Here is a 13,255-nt window from a genome sequence, read left to right on the forward strand (position 1 = left end):
GATTATTTGTCTTGTGCCTCACGGTCAAGCTCTTGTTCGCCGCCAGTTTTTTAGGATTTGCGCCTACCAGCGCAGCAAAACCGCACCCCAAGTGAAGCCGCCGCCCATGGCTTCCAGCATCACGAGGTCGCCCTTCTTGATGCGTCCGTCGCCGGCAGCCGTCGCAAGTGCCAGCGGAATGGAGGCAGCAGACGTATTGCCGTGCAAATCGACGGTAATGACAACCTTTTCCGGGGCAATGTTCAGTTTCTTGGCCGAACCGTCGATGATGCGGCGATTGGCCTGGTGGGGGACCAGCCAGTCGAGATCATCAGAAGTTGTTCCGGTTGAATCGAAAGCGGCCTGGATGACGTCGGTAATCATGCCCACGGCATATTTGAAGACCTCGCGGCCTTCCATGCGCAGCTTGCCGACCGTACCCGTCGAGGACGGACCACCGTCGACATAGAGTTTTTCTTTGTGCGAGCCGTCGGAGCGCAGATGTGCGGTCAGCACGCCGCGGTCTGCCGTCGTCCCCTCGCCTTCGGCTGCTTCCAGCACGATCGCGCCGGCGCCGTCGCCGAAAAGCACGCAAGTGGTGCGGTCATTCCAGTCGAGGATGCGGGAGAAGGTCTCAGCGCCGATGACGAGCACGCGCTTGGCAAGACCGCCACGGATATAGGCGTCAGCCGTCGTTACCGCATAGACGAAACCCGTGCAGACGGCCTGAACGTCGAAGGCGAAGCCATGCGCCATACCAAGACGATTCTGGATGTTGACAGATGTCGCCGGGAAGGTGTTGTCGGGCGTCGAGGTGGCACAGATGATCATATCGATATCATCAGGCGTCAGCCCGCCATTTGCGAGCGCGGCACGCGCTGCAGCCTCGCCGAGCAACGCCGTCGTTTCGTCATCGCCGGCAATGTAACGCTGCCGGATGCCGGTACGCTGGACGATCCATTCGTCCGACGTATCGACGACACCTTCCATTTCGCGGTTGGTCATCACGCGTTTCGGAAGTGCAGCTCCGAAGCCACGAACCACTGATCGGATCATATTGCTTGAACCCCGTCGCTCACGCGGCTTCCGGCCCCATCGGGGGCAGCCGCTTGGCATGATATTTTTTGAGATCGTTTTCTATTTTCTGGGTCAGGCCATTCTTGGCCATGTCATAACCGACTTCGATGGCCGCGGCTATGCCTTCGGCATTCGCTCCACCATGGCTCTTGATGACGATGCCGTTCAAGCCAAGAAACACGCCGCCGTTGACCTTGCTCGGATCAAGCTTCTCACGCAGCATGTCGAAGGCGCTCTTGGCAAAGAGATAGCCGATGCGGGCAAGCAGCGTGCGCGACATGGCGGCGCGCAGATAGGCGCCGATCTGCCGGGCCGTGCCTTCGGCCGCCTTCAGCGCGATATTGCCGGAAAAGCCTTCCACCACCACGACGTCGACCGTACCCTTGCCGAGATCGTCGCCCTCGACGAAGCCGGAATATTCGAGCGAATCAAGATTGGCCTCGCGCAGCAGGCGCCCGGCTTCCTTGACCTCTTCCTGGCCCTTGATTTCCTCGACGCCGACATTCAGCAGGCCAACGGTCGGACGCTCCACCTCGAACAGGGCTCGCGCCATGGCGCCACCCATGAGAGCGAAATCCATGAGCTGCTGCGAATCGGCGCCGATCGTGGCGCCGACATCGAGCACGATGCTTTCGCCCTTCATCGTCGGCCAGATGGCGGCGATCGCCGGGCGTTCGATATTGGCCATCGTGCGCAGACAAAACTTGGCCATCGCCATGAGCGCGCCGGTGTTGCCGGCGGAAACGGCGACATCGGCCTCGCCCGACTTCACCGCTTCGATCGTGCGCCACATGGTGGAGACATAGCGGCCGCGGCGCAGCGCCTGGCTCGGCTTCTCTTCCATGCTGACGGCAAGTTCGCAATCGTGAAAGGTCGACTTTTCCCTGAGCTTGGGAAACTTCGCCAGAACCGGGTCGCACTGTTCCTTGATGCCGTAAAAGACGAAGGAAATATCCGGGTGCCTGTCCAGCGCCTTGGCAGCACCGGGGATGACAACCTGGGGACCAAAGTCGCCACCCATGAGGTCGAGAGATATTCTGATCACGCGTCCCTGATCCTTCTCTTTCGCCTCAAGGACGAAATTTCGGCCAAAATACCGGTTTTGGCGTCGCTTACAACTGAATTGTGGCAAATGCCGGAGATGCTTCAGTCCTTTTTCCAGTCCTTGAGCGCGGCGAATGCAGAGGGCTTCCGGTCATTTTCCCCCGTATCCTCGATATGGGCCGCGAACTCCACGCCTTCCTTGCGCGGATAAGGATCGATGGCAAGTGCTGCGAATTCTGCGACGACCTCACCGGCATCGATCGTATCGCCGGTAAAGACTTCCGGCAGGTCCGGACCATCGGGATCCAGCACCATTTCACCGGTATCATTAGCCGGATGGCGGGCGAGCTTGGAATTTTCAGGCACGAAGATCTGCTCGAAGGTCTCGTCGATCTCGGATTCGACGGGCTCGAGGGTGACGATGCAGGACTGGACGATCTTCGCCTGCACGCGTCCCTTGACGCGGATACCGTCGCGCTTCCACCTGTTGATCTGCAGATCGGCACGGAGATTGTCCACCGACACGACGTTCCAGCTTTCGGCCAGCGCCTTCAGCTCATCCTTGTCGGCGCTCACGCGGACCTCGACCGGATTGGCGGAGATGTGTCCGACCTTGACCGGATAGGAAAAGGGAATCTCGCTCGGATCTTTCTTCATGATTCTACTCCTCAGGCGACCTCGGGAATCGTCGCCGAACCGGTGGCGATCGCCTCTTCGGGAATGGCCGACAAGTGGGCTTCCGCCGCCATCATCCATTGCGCGAGGCCGCTCATGTCGGCGGCCTCAGCTGTTTCGGGATAAATATTGCGCTGAAGCGCTGCGGAAAGAGCGGCGGCATCACCGGCATCCATAGCCTTCGAATAGGCTTCCAGCCGGCCATAGAACATGCCCGCGAGCTTCTTCATGCGCTTCGGCACGCTGTTGTCGCCGATGCCGAGTTCGCGAATCGAATAGTCGATATCCTGAAAGAAGGCATCGACGATTTCCTGGGCGATCTCCTGGCCGCTCGTCCCGGAGGTGCGGGTGCGGCGGAAAAACAGGATCATGGCGATCGACAGCATCTCGAAGCGGCCCATGACGGTATCGGGCACGTCAAGGCGCTCATAGAGCTCCGGCATGCGGGCAGCGGCCGTAAGAGCCGCATATTGCCGCTCGACGATGGTCTGGTTGCTGTTTCTCTTACCGAAGAGCCCGAAGATCATTTGTTTTTTCCGGAAATGCCGCATTCTTGGCGCCGAGCGGCACCGGGCCTTGTTGCATGATTTCGAAAGCTGGTTTACCGAAGCAGGCGCGAATTGCAATGCTGTTCGTGGCCGGTTTCGGGACAGGTGCGCTCCGGTGCACAACGAGGCGGATCGGGAGAGTTCGACCCCGGAATGGCCACAATGGTTTTGCAGGAGGAAGCACGCAGTATTTGGAATGGCTGCTATCGATACTCAAGGGAGTAGATGTCGTTGAAGAAACGGTATTTCAAGTCAGACATGAAATTCTTCAGCAATGCGGCCATAGCCATCATAATCGCCTCCACCACCGCCCTTTCAGGCTGCCAGACGAGCACCGTGCTGAACGGCGGCTATATCGTCGACCAGCAGTCGCTGGCGCTGGTGCCTGAGGGTTCCAGCCGCGAGCAGGTGCTGCTGTCGCTCGGTACACCGTCCACGACAGCAACCTTCGACGGCGAAGTCTTCTATTACATCTCGCAGCGCCGCCAACGCTCGATGGCCTACCAGAAGCTGCGCGTCACCGAGCAGAGCATTCTCGCCATCTATTTCGACAAGGACGGCGTCGTGACCCGCCGCGCCAACTACACCCTGCAGGACGGCAAGGTATTCGACACGATTGCCCGCGTTACGCCGACGGGCGGGCGCGAACTCACCTTCCTGCAGCAGATGCTGTCCGGCGGCAGCGCGGCCAATGCAGCCAAGAGCCTCTTCGGTGGCGGTGCCGGCGGCACACCGCAGAACCCGTCCAGCCTGCGCTAAAGCAAGCTGTTTCCCATACAGAAAACCCGCCGGAGCGATCCGGCGGGTTTTTGTTCTGTTGGCTAGCGCGTCTTAATGCGCAAGAATCGCCAGCAGCAGCAACGCCACGATGTTGGTGATCTTGATCGCCGGGTTGACGGCGGGACCGGCCGTATCCTTGTAGGGATCGCCGACGGTATCACCCGTCACCGATGCCTTGTGAGCCTCCGAGCCCTTCATATGGCGCACGCCGTCCTTGTCGACGAAGCCGTCTTCGAAGCTCTTCTTGGCATTGTCCCATGCGCCGCCACCCGAGGTCATCGAGATCGCGACGAAGAGACCGTTGATGATGACGCCGAGCAGCGATGCGCCAAGTGCTGCAAAGGCCGACGCCTTGGAGCCGGAGATGATGAGCACGCCGAAATAGACGACGATAGGCGCCAGCACCGGCAGCAGCGACGGGATAATCATTTCTCGGATCGCGGCCTTGGTCAGAAGATCGACGGCCTTGCCGTAATCCGGCTTTTCCGTACCCTGCATGATGCCGGGCTTTTCCTTGAACTGCCGGCGCACTTCTTCGACGATCGCACCAGCCGCACGGCCGACGGCAGTCATTGCGATCCCGCCGAAGAGGTAAGGAATGAGACCTCCGAAGATCAATCCCGCCACTACATAGGGGTTGGAAAGATCGAAGGAAATTTCGCCGATGCCGGCAAAATAAGGAAACTTGTCGCCATTCGCTGCAAAATATTTGAGGTCATAGGAATAGGCCGCGAAGAGAACCAGCGCACCGAGACCAGCAGAACCGATGGCGTAGCCCTTGGTAACAGCCTTTGTCGTGTTGCCGACAGCATCAAGCGCATCAGTGGACTTGCGTACCTCTGGTGGTAGATGGGCCATTTCGGCGATGCCGCCGGCATTGTCCGTTACCGGTCCGAAAGCGTCGAGTGCTACGATCATGCCGGCGATACCAAGCATGGCTGTGACCGCAATACCGGTACCGAACAAACCGCCGAGCTGATAGGTGGCAAGAATGCCGCCGACGATGACGATTGCCGGAAGTGCCGTCGATTCCAAGGATACCGCAAGGCCCTGGATGACGTTGGTGCCGTGGCCGGTGACCGATGCCTGAGCGATCGAAACGACCGGGCGCTTGCCGGTGCCGGTATAATATTCGGTGATGACGACGATCAGCGCTGTGACGACGAGGCCAACGAGACCGCAGAAGAAGAGCTTCGTGCCGGTGACGTCGAAACCAGCGACCTGCCCGAGCGACCCCCAACCGACCGTCATCGAGGTCGCGGCACCAAGACCAATGATGGATAGAAGGCCCGTCACGATGAGGCCCTTGTAGAGGGCGCCCATGATCGAGCCATTCGAGCCGAGCTTGACGAAGAAGGTGCCGATGATCGAAGTGATGATGCAGGCGCCGCAGATTGCCAGCGGATAGATCATAGCCGACTGCAGGATAGGTGCGCCAGCAAAGAAGATTGACGCAAGAACCATCGTGGCGACGACGGACACTGCGTAGGTTTCGAAAAGGTCGGCCGCCATGCCGGCGCAATCGCCGACGTTATCACCGACGTTATCGGCAATGGTTGCGGGGTTGCGCGGATCGTCTTCCGGAATACCGGCCTCGACCTTGCCGACGAGGTCGCCGCCGACGTCGGCACCCTTCGTAAAGATGCCGCCGCCGAGACGGGCGAAGATCGAAATCAGCGATGCGCCGAAGCCGAGCGCCACGAGGGCATCGATGACCTCACGCGAGCCGGCCTCGTGGCCGAGCACGATCGTCAGCACATAATAATAGATGGAGACGCCGAGCAGCGCGAGGCCGGCAACCAGAAGGCCGGTGATCGCACCCGATTTGAAGGCGATGTCCAGACCGGCCGAGAGGCTCGCGGATGCAGCCTGGGCAGTGCGCACGTTGGCGCGGACGGAGACGTGCATGCCGATGAAGCCGGCAGCACCCGAGAGGACGGCGCCGATCAGGAAACCGATCGCGGCCGTAGCGGAAAGAAGCAGCCATGCTGCAATGAAAACAACAATGCCTACGATGGCAATGGTTCTATACTGACGCGTCAGATAAGCTTGGGCGCCCTCGCGGATATAGCCCGCGATCTCCTGCATGCGGCTGTTGCCCTGATCGGCGGCAAGCACCGACCGGGTTGCCCAGATGGCATAGACCACCGAGAGCAGGCCACATGCGATTACCAATAAAAGAATGGTCATTCGCTCTTTCCTCCCATAAGCCGGAACTCACTCCTTCTCCGGCGACGAATGCTGCTGAATCGACTCCTCTCCACAGAAACGCTCAACAGGCGTGCGGAGATTGCGTGGTCGATAACGTCGCGTCAAGACTGCAAAACTTCAAAAGCCTTGCAGTTCCGAAGAAAGAAAGGGAGGGATCGTTTGGCGGCTAAGTGCCTATTTCTTCTGGTCGCCACGCACCTGCTTGGCGATGCGGTCCAGAACGGCATTGACGAGCTTCGGCTCATCGTCGTCGAAGAAGGCACGAGCGATCTCGACATATTCGGTAACGATGACGGCGACCGGCACGTCCTTGCGGTCGACGAGTTCGAAAACGCCGGCACGCAGGATGGCGCGGACGGTGCTGTCCAGGCGCGACAGCGCCCAGTCGTCCTGCAGGGCAGAGGCGATCAGCGGGTCGAGGCGGAGCTGGTCGCGTACGACGCCTGAGACGATCGAGCGGAACCAGCCGGCATCGGCCTTCAGATAGGTTTCGCCGTCAAGTTCCTGGCCCAGGCGATGCGCCTCGTATTCCGCCACGATTTCCAGAACGCCGGTGCCGCCGATATCCATCTGATAAAGCGCCTGCACAGCCGCGAGGCGTGCAGCGCCCCGCTGGTTGGCAGCCTTGACCGGTCGTTCGGTATTTTCGTCAGTCATTCTTTATGCACCCAACTTTTTCTTCAGCTCGATCATGGTGAGAGCTGCACGGGCGGCGAAACCGCCCTTGTCCTTTTCCGAGCGGCGCGCGCGCACCCAGGCCTGTTCATCGTTCTCGACGGTCAGGATGCCGTTGCCGATGGCAAGGGACTCGCTGACGGCGAGATCCATAAGCGCGCGCGAGGACTCGTTCGACACGATGTCGAAATGATAGGTCTCGCCGCGGATGACCATGCCGAGTGCGACGAAACCGTCATACTGCGTGCCATCATTATCCGCGCCATCGAGCGCCATGGCAATCGTCGCCGGAATTTCCAGCGCGCCGGGCACGGTGACGACGTCAAAGGTGGCGCCCGCTTCTTCCAGCGCGAAGGTCGCGCCTTCCAGAAGAGCATCGGCCATGTCGTCATAGAAGCGTGCTTCGACGATCAAAATATGGGGAGCGGTCTCTTTCGGCATGGTTCACCTTCGGTTGGAGGGGCATTTTCCACTCGGGCAGGCCGCGGTCAAAACATGCCTTCGAACGAATGGCAAGCAAATTCGGGTGGTGCTCTGAAGGAAAGACAAAATATCTGCAATGGGATAGCTCAGGCGCGCTTCGTCGGGTGCAACGACGCAAAAAACATGCTTAGCCGGGTGACGCAATAACGGCAAATCCAAGGCAGAATTCATGAACAATTTGTAATTGATTTTCAGTAGCTTAATCCATTGAAAGAACAATGCTGCAGCGCCAAATCTCAGTCGTAACGCAGACGATCCCCTGTTGACAGCCGACCGCCGCTGCAGACGAAAGGATACCATCATGAACCGCCTTGCTAAAATCACCATTGCCGCCGCTTTCTCCTCCCTTGCATTTGCTGGCGTCAGCCAGGCTGAAAGCCTTGGCATGAATAGCGCAGAGGGCATCGAACAGACGCTGCGCACCTTCCAGGGCAACAACTTCGACATCCAGCCCGTCTATAACTGGCACAACCTCGACGACGAAAGCACCGGCCCGCGCTCCGTCCTCCAGCGCTCCCAAAGCGCTGTCCACGCCATTCAGGCTTCCATTGATGCCAACAGGTCGCTGGCACACCAGCTCAACAATGATGGCGTCAATATCCGCAATGTCGTGAACGCCGAACAGGCAGCCGACGGCAGCATTACGTTCTACGTTCGCTGAGGCTGCCAGCTTGGAAGGCGGCATGGGCGGTTGATCTCCTCACTGTCCATTCCGCCTTCTATCGAAATCGCTGTTGCATTTTCCGCCGGATTGGATTGTCTTCTCGCCAAAGCGGAGGACCCCATGGCGACGAACGCAAAACCGGTCATCAACACGGCCGATCTCTCCCTCGAACACTGGACGAGGGGAAGGCTCTTCGAAAGCCGCGACACGTCTTTCGGAAAAGATCTAGGGCTCGCCAATCTCGGCATCAGCTACAGCGAAGTGCCGCCCGGCAAATCTGGCTGCCCCTTTCACAACCACCATGTTGAAGACGAGCTCTTCTACATCATCGAGGGCAGGGGCGAATATCGCTTCGGCGACCGGCGCTATCCGATCAAGAAGGGCGACGTGCTGGGCGCGCCCTCGGGCGGGCCGGAAACGGCCCATCAGATCATCAATACCGGATCAACGCCGCTTATCTATTTGGGCCTGTCGACCAAGGCGAAGACCGAGATCTGCGAATATCCCGATTCCGGCAAATTCCTCGCCAAGACCAATCGCGACGGCAGCTCCTTCGACCATATCGGCCGGGGAGAAAATGCGCTTGATTACTGGGATGGCGAGCCGGGCCTTTGATAAAAAGCACCGTCGTCACCCCTCGTTTCAGAGCATCCTATTCATGATCGATATTCCGACACTGGAAACCGGACGGCTCATTCTGCGCGCGCACCGGCTCGATGATTTCGACGCGCATTTCGAACTCTGGCGCGACGAAGACGTCGTGCGCTTCATCGGCGGCGTGCCTTCTACCCGCGAACAAAGCTGGTCGCGCCTGCTGCGCCTTGCCGGCATGTGGCATCACATGGGCTTCGGTTTTTTCGCGATCGAAGAGAAGGATGGAGGCCGCTTCATCGGTGAAGCGGGTTTCCTCGAAGCAAAACGCGAGATGCAGCCTTCAATCGAAGGCACGATGGAGGTGGGCTGGGCGTTGATCCCTTCAGCCCATGGCAGGGGCTATGCCACGGAGGCGCTGAAGGCGATCATCGGCTGGGGCGAGAAGCAGTTTCCGGGACGGGTGATGACCTGCATCATCAGCCCTGATAATGCGCCGTCGCTCAAGGTCGCGGACAAGCTCGGTTTCAGGGAAACGGCCCGGACCGACTATAACGGTCCGATCATTCAGCTTTCGCGCTAGGAAACTCAGCAAGGCGGGCGGCATAACGCGCCATCGTATCGACCTCGAAATTGACGAAGTCGCCGGCCTTGCGCTCGCCCCAGGTCGTGACCTCCAGCGTGTGGCGGATCAACAGCACGTCGAAATCCGTGCCATCGACGGCATTGACGGTCAGCGACGTGCCATCGAGCGCGATCGAACCCTTGGGCGCCACGAATTTCGCGAGTTGGGTGGGTGCGCGCAGGCGGAAACGCGTGGCGTCGCCCTCTTCCGTCACAGACAAGATCTCGGCCTTGCCGTCGACATGTCCGGAAACGATGTGGCCACCAAGTTCGTCACCGATCTTCAGCGAGCGCTCGAGATTGATATGGCTGCCCGCCTGCCAGGTGGAAATAGTGGTGAGGCGCAGCGCCTCTTCCCATGCTTCAACCTCAAACCAGCGGCCGTTGCTGCCATCCTGCGGCAGGCCGGTCACGGTAAGGCAGATGCCTGAATGAGAGATGGAAGCGCCCAGATCGATGGTCGCCGGGTCGTAATTTGTCGCGACGCGAAGCTTGATGCCTTCCTTCAGCGCCGAAACGGATTCGATCGTGCCTACATCAGTGACAATTCCGGTGAACATCAATTCTCTCTTTCGTATTCGTCCAGGCGATCCGCGCCGAATATGTAAGTGCCCCCGTGGGCGAAACCGGATGGTATGTCGGTTGCCTGCAGCGGGGATTCAATACCGCCGTCGCCGATGACGACAGGCGCATGATAAACCTGGATGCGATCGACGAGTCCGGCTTTGAGGAAAAGCTTCGCAGTCTTCGCGCCGCCTTCGACCAGGAGCGAGGAGATGCCGCGTGTGGCAAGCGCCGGCAGCAGGACTTCGGGGTGATAGGGATTACAGTAGAGGACCTCGACGCCGGCGGCTTCGAGTGCGGCGCGGCGGGAGTCCATCTCGGTGGGGTCGGCGGGTGCGTTACCCCCCTCTGTCCTGCCGGACATCTCCCCCACAAGGGGGGAGATTGGCTGGGGGCTGGCTCCCTGCTCTACATTTTCCGTTGCGGGTGACGAGCTACCATCTTGGGAATTCGGAGCAAGCGCCTTGCCGATCTCCCCCTTGTGGGGGAGATGTCCGGCAGGACAGAGGGGGGTGTCCCGTCCGCCTCCGATCCCAGCGGTGAAATCTCTTCACTCGCCACCACAATCACCGGCACCTCCCGCGCCGTTTCGACAAGCTTGCTCGTCAGCGGCAGGGCCAGATTGGGGTCGAGCACGATGCGAACGGGTGATTGCGCTTCAAGGCCCGGTGTCCGCACCGTCAGCAGCGGATCGTCAGCAATCGCCGTGCCGATACCGACAAGGATCGCATCGGTTTCGGCCCGCAGCGCCTGCACCTGGGCACGCGCCTCCGGACCTGTGATCGCCACCTGCCCTACCCCCTCGCGGCCGATCATGCCATCGGCAGAAACCGCAAGTTTGAGAGTCACATAGGGGCGGTTCTTCGTCTGGCGGGTGAGATAGCCTGCCAGCGATCGCTTGCCCTCTTCCTCCAATACGCCCGAGGTCACCTCGATGCCGGCATCGCGCAGCATGGTAATGCCGCGGCCGGAAACTCTGACATCGGGATCCGTGACGCTGATGACGACGCGACCGACGCCATAAGCGATCAGGGCCTCGGCACAGGGTGGCGTCTTGCCATGATGCGAGCAGGGTTCGAGCGTGACATAGGCCGTCGCACCACGGGCAAGTTCACCCGCTTCGGCGAGCGCCTGCGGCTCGGCATGCGGGCGGCCGCCGAGCGCGGTCACGGCACGACCGACGATCACGCCATCTCGAACGATGACGCAGCCGACGGACGGGTTCGTGGAAGTCTGGCCCGTATGCCAGCGCGACAGGCGGATCGCGGCTGCCATGAAGCGTTCGTCCTCAGGCCGCGCGATCCCCTCGCCCATGGTCAGACGTCCAGCGGATCGCGGCCGATCTTGGCGTTGATCTCAGCGATCAGTTTTTCGAAATCCTCGGCATGCGAGAAATCGCGATAGACCGAAGCGTAGCGCACGAAGCCGACGTCATCGAGGCTCTTCATGGCTTCCAGAACCTGCAGGCCGATCTGCTCGGAGGAGATTTCCGTTTCGCCAGAGCTTTCCAGCCGGCGCACGATGCCGGAGACGGCGCGCTCGATACGGTCACGATCGACGGGGCGCTTGCGCAGCGCCACATCGAAGGAACGGACAAGCTTGTCGCGATCGAAGGGTACCCTGCGGCCGGTCTTCTTGATGACCATAAGCTCGCGCAGTTGCACGCGCTCGAAGGTCGTGAAGCGTCCGCCGCAATCCGGACAGATGCGACGCCGGCGGATGGAGGTGTTATCCTCCGCCGGGCGTGAATCCTTGACCTGCGTATCTTCCGAACCGCAATAGGGGCAGCGCATGCCTTCTCCTTCAGCATCGGCCCGAAAATCGTAACCGATTTTCGGAAAGCCTGATGCGTAGATTTAAAGAGTTAGAGCGTCCTTAGTGCGCCCGAACGGGCGCACGGCGCTCTAGCCCATGTAATCATACATGGGGAAGCGATCGGTCAGATTCACCACCTTGCCGCGGACGGCAGCTTCGACGGCGGCATTGCCTTCGTCGGAATTGGCAACCTTCAGGCCATCGAGAACCTCGACGATGAGGTTACCGATCTCGCGGAATTCCGCTTCCTTGAAGCCGCGCGTCGTGCCGGCCGGCGCGCCGAGGCGTACACCAGAGGTGACGAAGGGCTTTTCAGGGTCGAACGGGATGCCGTTCTTGTTGCAGGTGATGTAGGCGCGGCCGAGTGCGGCTTCTGCGCGCTTGCCGGTGGCATTCTTCTTGCGAAGGTCGACCAGCATCAGGTGGTTGTCGGTGCCGCCCGAGACGACGTCGAGTCCACCGGCGACAAGCGTTTCGGCTAGCGCCTTGGCGTTCTTGACGACCTGGGCGGCATATTCCTTGAATTCCGGCTGCAGCGCCTCGCCGAAGGCAACGGCCTTGGCGGCGATGATGTGCATCAGAGGGCCGCCTTGGAGACCAGGGAAGACAGCCGAGTTGAACTTCTTGGCCAGATCCTCGTCATTCGTCAGGATGACGCCGCCGCGCGGGCCGCGGAGCGACTTGTGGGTCGTGGTGGTCGCAACATGGCAGTGCGGGAACGGCGACGGATGCACGCCACCGGCAACGAGACCGGCAATGTGGGCCATGTCGACCATCAGGTAAGCGCCGACGCTGTCGGCGATCTCGCGGAAGCGCTTCCAGTCCCAGATGCGGGAATAGGCAGTGCCGCCGGCGATGATCAGCTTCGGCTTGTGTTCCTTGGCCTTGCGCTCGACATCATCCATGTCGAGCAGGTTGTCGCCTTCGCGCACGCCGTAGGACACGACGTTGAACCACTTGCCGGACATGTTGACAGGCGAACCATGCGTCAGGTGACCGCCCGAGTTCAGGTCGAGACCCATGAAAGTATCGCCCGGCTGCAGCAGCGCCAGGAATACGGCCTGGTTCATCTGCGAGCCGGAGTTCGGCTGAACGTTGACGAAGTTGACGCCGAAGAGCTTCTTGGCGCGCTCGATGGCCAGTTCCTCGGCGATATCGACGAACTGGCAGCCACCGTAATAGCGCTTGCCCGGATAACCCTCGGCGTATTTGTTGGTCATGATGGAGCCCTGGGCTTCCAGAACGGCGCGGGAAACGATGTTCTCGGATGCGATCAGTTCGATCTCATGCCGTTGACGACCGAGTTCCTTTTCGATCGCGCCGAAGATTTCCGGATCGACGTCCGCGAGCGAGCGATTGAAGAAGGATTCGGTGGAAGCATTGGTCATGGGCTGGCTCCTTCACTGGAATGCGGCCAAGGTATTAGCGCCCCGCCGATGCGAGGGCAATACGAAGAACGACATTTGCTGGGCTAAGCGCGCGGGCCGAACATTTTGCGTCGAATGCCGCATCGCCGGAATGAAAA

The 13,255-nt window shown here is 60.2% G+C and carries 13 protein-coding genes and 2 pseudogenes; 4 read left to right on the plus strand and 11 right to left on the minus strand.

The window, feature by feature from the left end; genetic code table 11:
• Nucleotides 1–63: 63 nt before the first annotated feature.
• The 4 genes and pseudogenes from ACR9ZQ_RS18920 to ACR9ZQ_RS18935 form a co-directional block, all read right to left on the minus strand.
• Nucleotides 64–1,035 carry a beta-ketoacyl-ACP synthase III gene (locus tag ACR9ZQ_RS18920; RefSeq protein WP_481428519.1) on the minus strand — a complete coding sequence of 324 codons (972 nt, stop codon included), beginning with the start codon at nt 1,033–1,035 and terminating at the stop codon, nt 64–66.
• A gap of 19 nt (nt 1,036–1,054) precedes the next feature.
• Complete coding sequence (gene plsX / locus ACR9ZQ_RS18925) at nt 1,055–2,101, minus strand: phosphate acyltransferase PlsX (protein ID WP_007819967.1); 1,047 nt, start codon at nt 2,099–2,101, stop codon at nt 1,055–1,057.
• Between the two features lie 101 nt (nt 2,102–2,202).
• Nucleotides 2,203–2,757: a YceD family protein gene (locus tag ACR9ZQ_RS18930; protein ID WP_310382908.1), complete on the minus strand. Its 555-nt coding sequence runs from the start codon at nt 2,755–2,757 to the stop codon at nt 2,203–2,205.
• An 11-nt stretch (nt 2,758–2,768) separates the two neighbouring features.
• A pseudogene (locus ACR9ZQ_RS18935) lies at nt 2,769–3,360 on the minus strand (ubiquinol-cytochrome C chaperone family protein).
• A gap of 188 nt (nt 3,361–3,548) precedes the next feature.
• On the opposite strand from ACR9ZQ_RS18935, the gene ACR9ZQ_RS18940 reads away from it, so the two are divergent.
• A complete protein-coding gene (locus ACR9ZQ_RS18940; protein WP_310382907.1) occupies nt 3,549–4,082 on the plus strand; it encodes an outer membrane protein assembly factor BamE in 534 nt (177 codons plus the stop codon).
• Nucleotides 4,083–4,154: 72 nt separating this feature from the next.
• On the opposite strand, the gene ACR9ZQ_RS18945 is transcribed toward ACR9ZQ_RS18940, so the two are convergent.
• The 3 genes from ACR9ZQ_RS18945 to ribH all read right to left on the minus strand — a co-directional run bounded on the left by ACR9ZQ_RS18945 (nt 4,155) and on the right by ribH (nt 7,430).
• On the minus strand, nt 4,155–6,293 hold the full coding sequence (locus ACR9ZQ_RS18945) for a sodium-translocating pyrophosphatase (RefSeq protein WP_310382906.1): 2,139 nt from the start codon (nt 6,291–6,293) through the stop codon (nt 4,155–4,157).
• 195 nt (nt 6,294–6,488) lie between these two features.
• Complete coding sequence (nusB, locus tag ACR9ZQ_RS18950; protein WP_007819976.1) at nt 6,489–6,971, minus strand: transcription antitermination factor NusB; 483 nt, start codon at nt 6,969–6,971, stop codon at nt 6,489–6,491.
• A 3-nt stretch (nt 6,972–6,974) separates the two neighbouring features.
• Nucleotides 6,975–7,430, minus strand: coding sequence for a 6,7-dimethyl-8-ribityllumazine synthase (gene ribH, locus ACR9ZQ_RS18955; protein ID WP_007819979.1), 456 nt, complete (start codon nt 7,428–7,430; stop codon nt 6,975–6,977).
• Nucleotides 7,431–7,773: 343 nt separating this feature from the next.
• On the opposite strand from ribH, the gene ACR9ZQ_RS18960 reads away from it, so the two are divergent.
• The 3 genes from ACR9ZQ_RS18960 (at nt 7,774) to ACR9ZQ_RS18970 (ending at nt 9,310) form a co-directional block, all read left to right on the plus strand.
• Complete coding sequence (locus tag ACR9ZQ_RS18960; RefSeq protein WP_481428520.1) at nt 7,774–8,133, plus strand: hypothetical protein; 360 nt, start codon at nt 7,774–7,776, stop codon at nt 8,131–8,133.
• Nucleotides 8,134–8,256: 123 nt separating this feature from the next.
• Nucleotides 8,257–8,751, plus strand: coding sequence for a cupin domain-containing protein (locus ACR9ZQ_RS18965; RefSeq protein WP_481428521.1), 495 nt, complete (start codon nt 8,257–8,259; stop codon nt 8,749–8,751).
• A gap of 43 nt (nt 8,752–8,794) precedes the next feature.
• Nucleotides 8,795–9,310 carry a GNAT family N-acetyltransferase gene (locus ACR9ZQ_RS18970; protein WP_481428522.1) on the plus strand — a complete coding sequence of 172 codons (516 nt, stop codon included), beginning with the start codon at nt 8,795–8,797 and terminating at the stop codon, nt 9,308–9,310.
• On the opposite strand, the gene ACR9ZQ_RS18975 is transcribed toward ACR9ZQ_RS18970, so the two are convergent.
• From ACR9ZQ_RS18975 to glyA, 4 genes and pseudogenes are all read right to left on the minus strand, one after another.
• Nucleotides 9,291–9,911, minus strand: a complete 621-nt coding sequence (locus ACR9ZQ_RS18975) for a riboflavin synthase (RefSeq protein WP_481428523.1) — start codon at nt 9,909–9,911, stop codon at nt 9,291–9,293. The genes ACR9ZQ_RS18970 and ACR9ZQ_RS18975 overlap by 20 nt on opposite strands.
• Nucleotides 9,911–11,229: pseudogene (ribD, locus tag ACR9ZQ_RS18980) on the minus strand (bifunctional diaminohydroxyphosphoribosylaminopyrimidine deaminase/5-amino-6-(5-phosphoribosylamino)uracil reductase RibD). Before ribD ends, ACR9ZQ_RS18975 begins: the two are co-directional and overlap by 1 nt.
• 2 nt (nt 11,230–11,231) lie before the next feature.
• Nucleotides 11,232–11,708: a transcriptional regulator NrdR gene (nrdR, locus tag ACR9ZQ_RS18985; protein WP_113324274.1), complete on the minus strand. Its 477-nt coding sequence runs from the start codon at nt 11,706–11,708 to the stop codon at nt 11,232–11,234.
• A 111-nt stretch (nt 11,709–11,819) separates the two neighbouring features.
• Nucleotides 11,820–13,118: a serine hydroxymethyltransferase gene (gene glyA, locus ACR9ZQ_RS18990; RefSeq protein WP_113324275.1), complete on the minus strand. Its 1,299-nt coding sequence runs from the start codon at nt 13,116–13,118 to the stop codon at nt 11,820–11,822.
• Between the last annotated feature and the right edge of the window lie 137 nt (nt 13,119–13,255).

The organism is Rhizobium sp. KNZ14-9A (genome assembly GCF_056755015.1).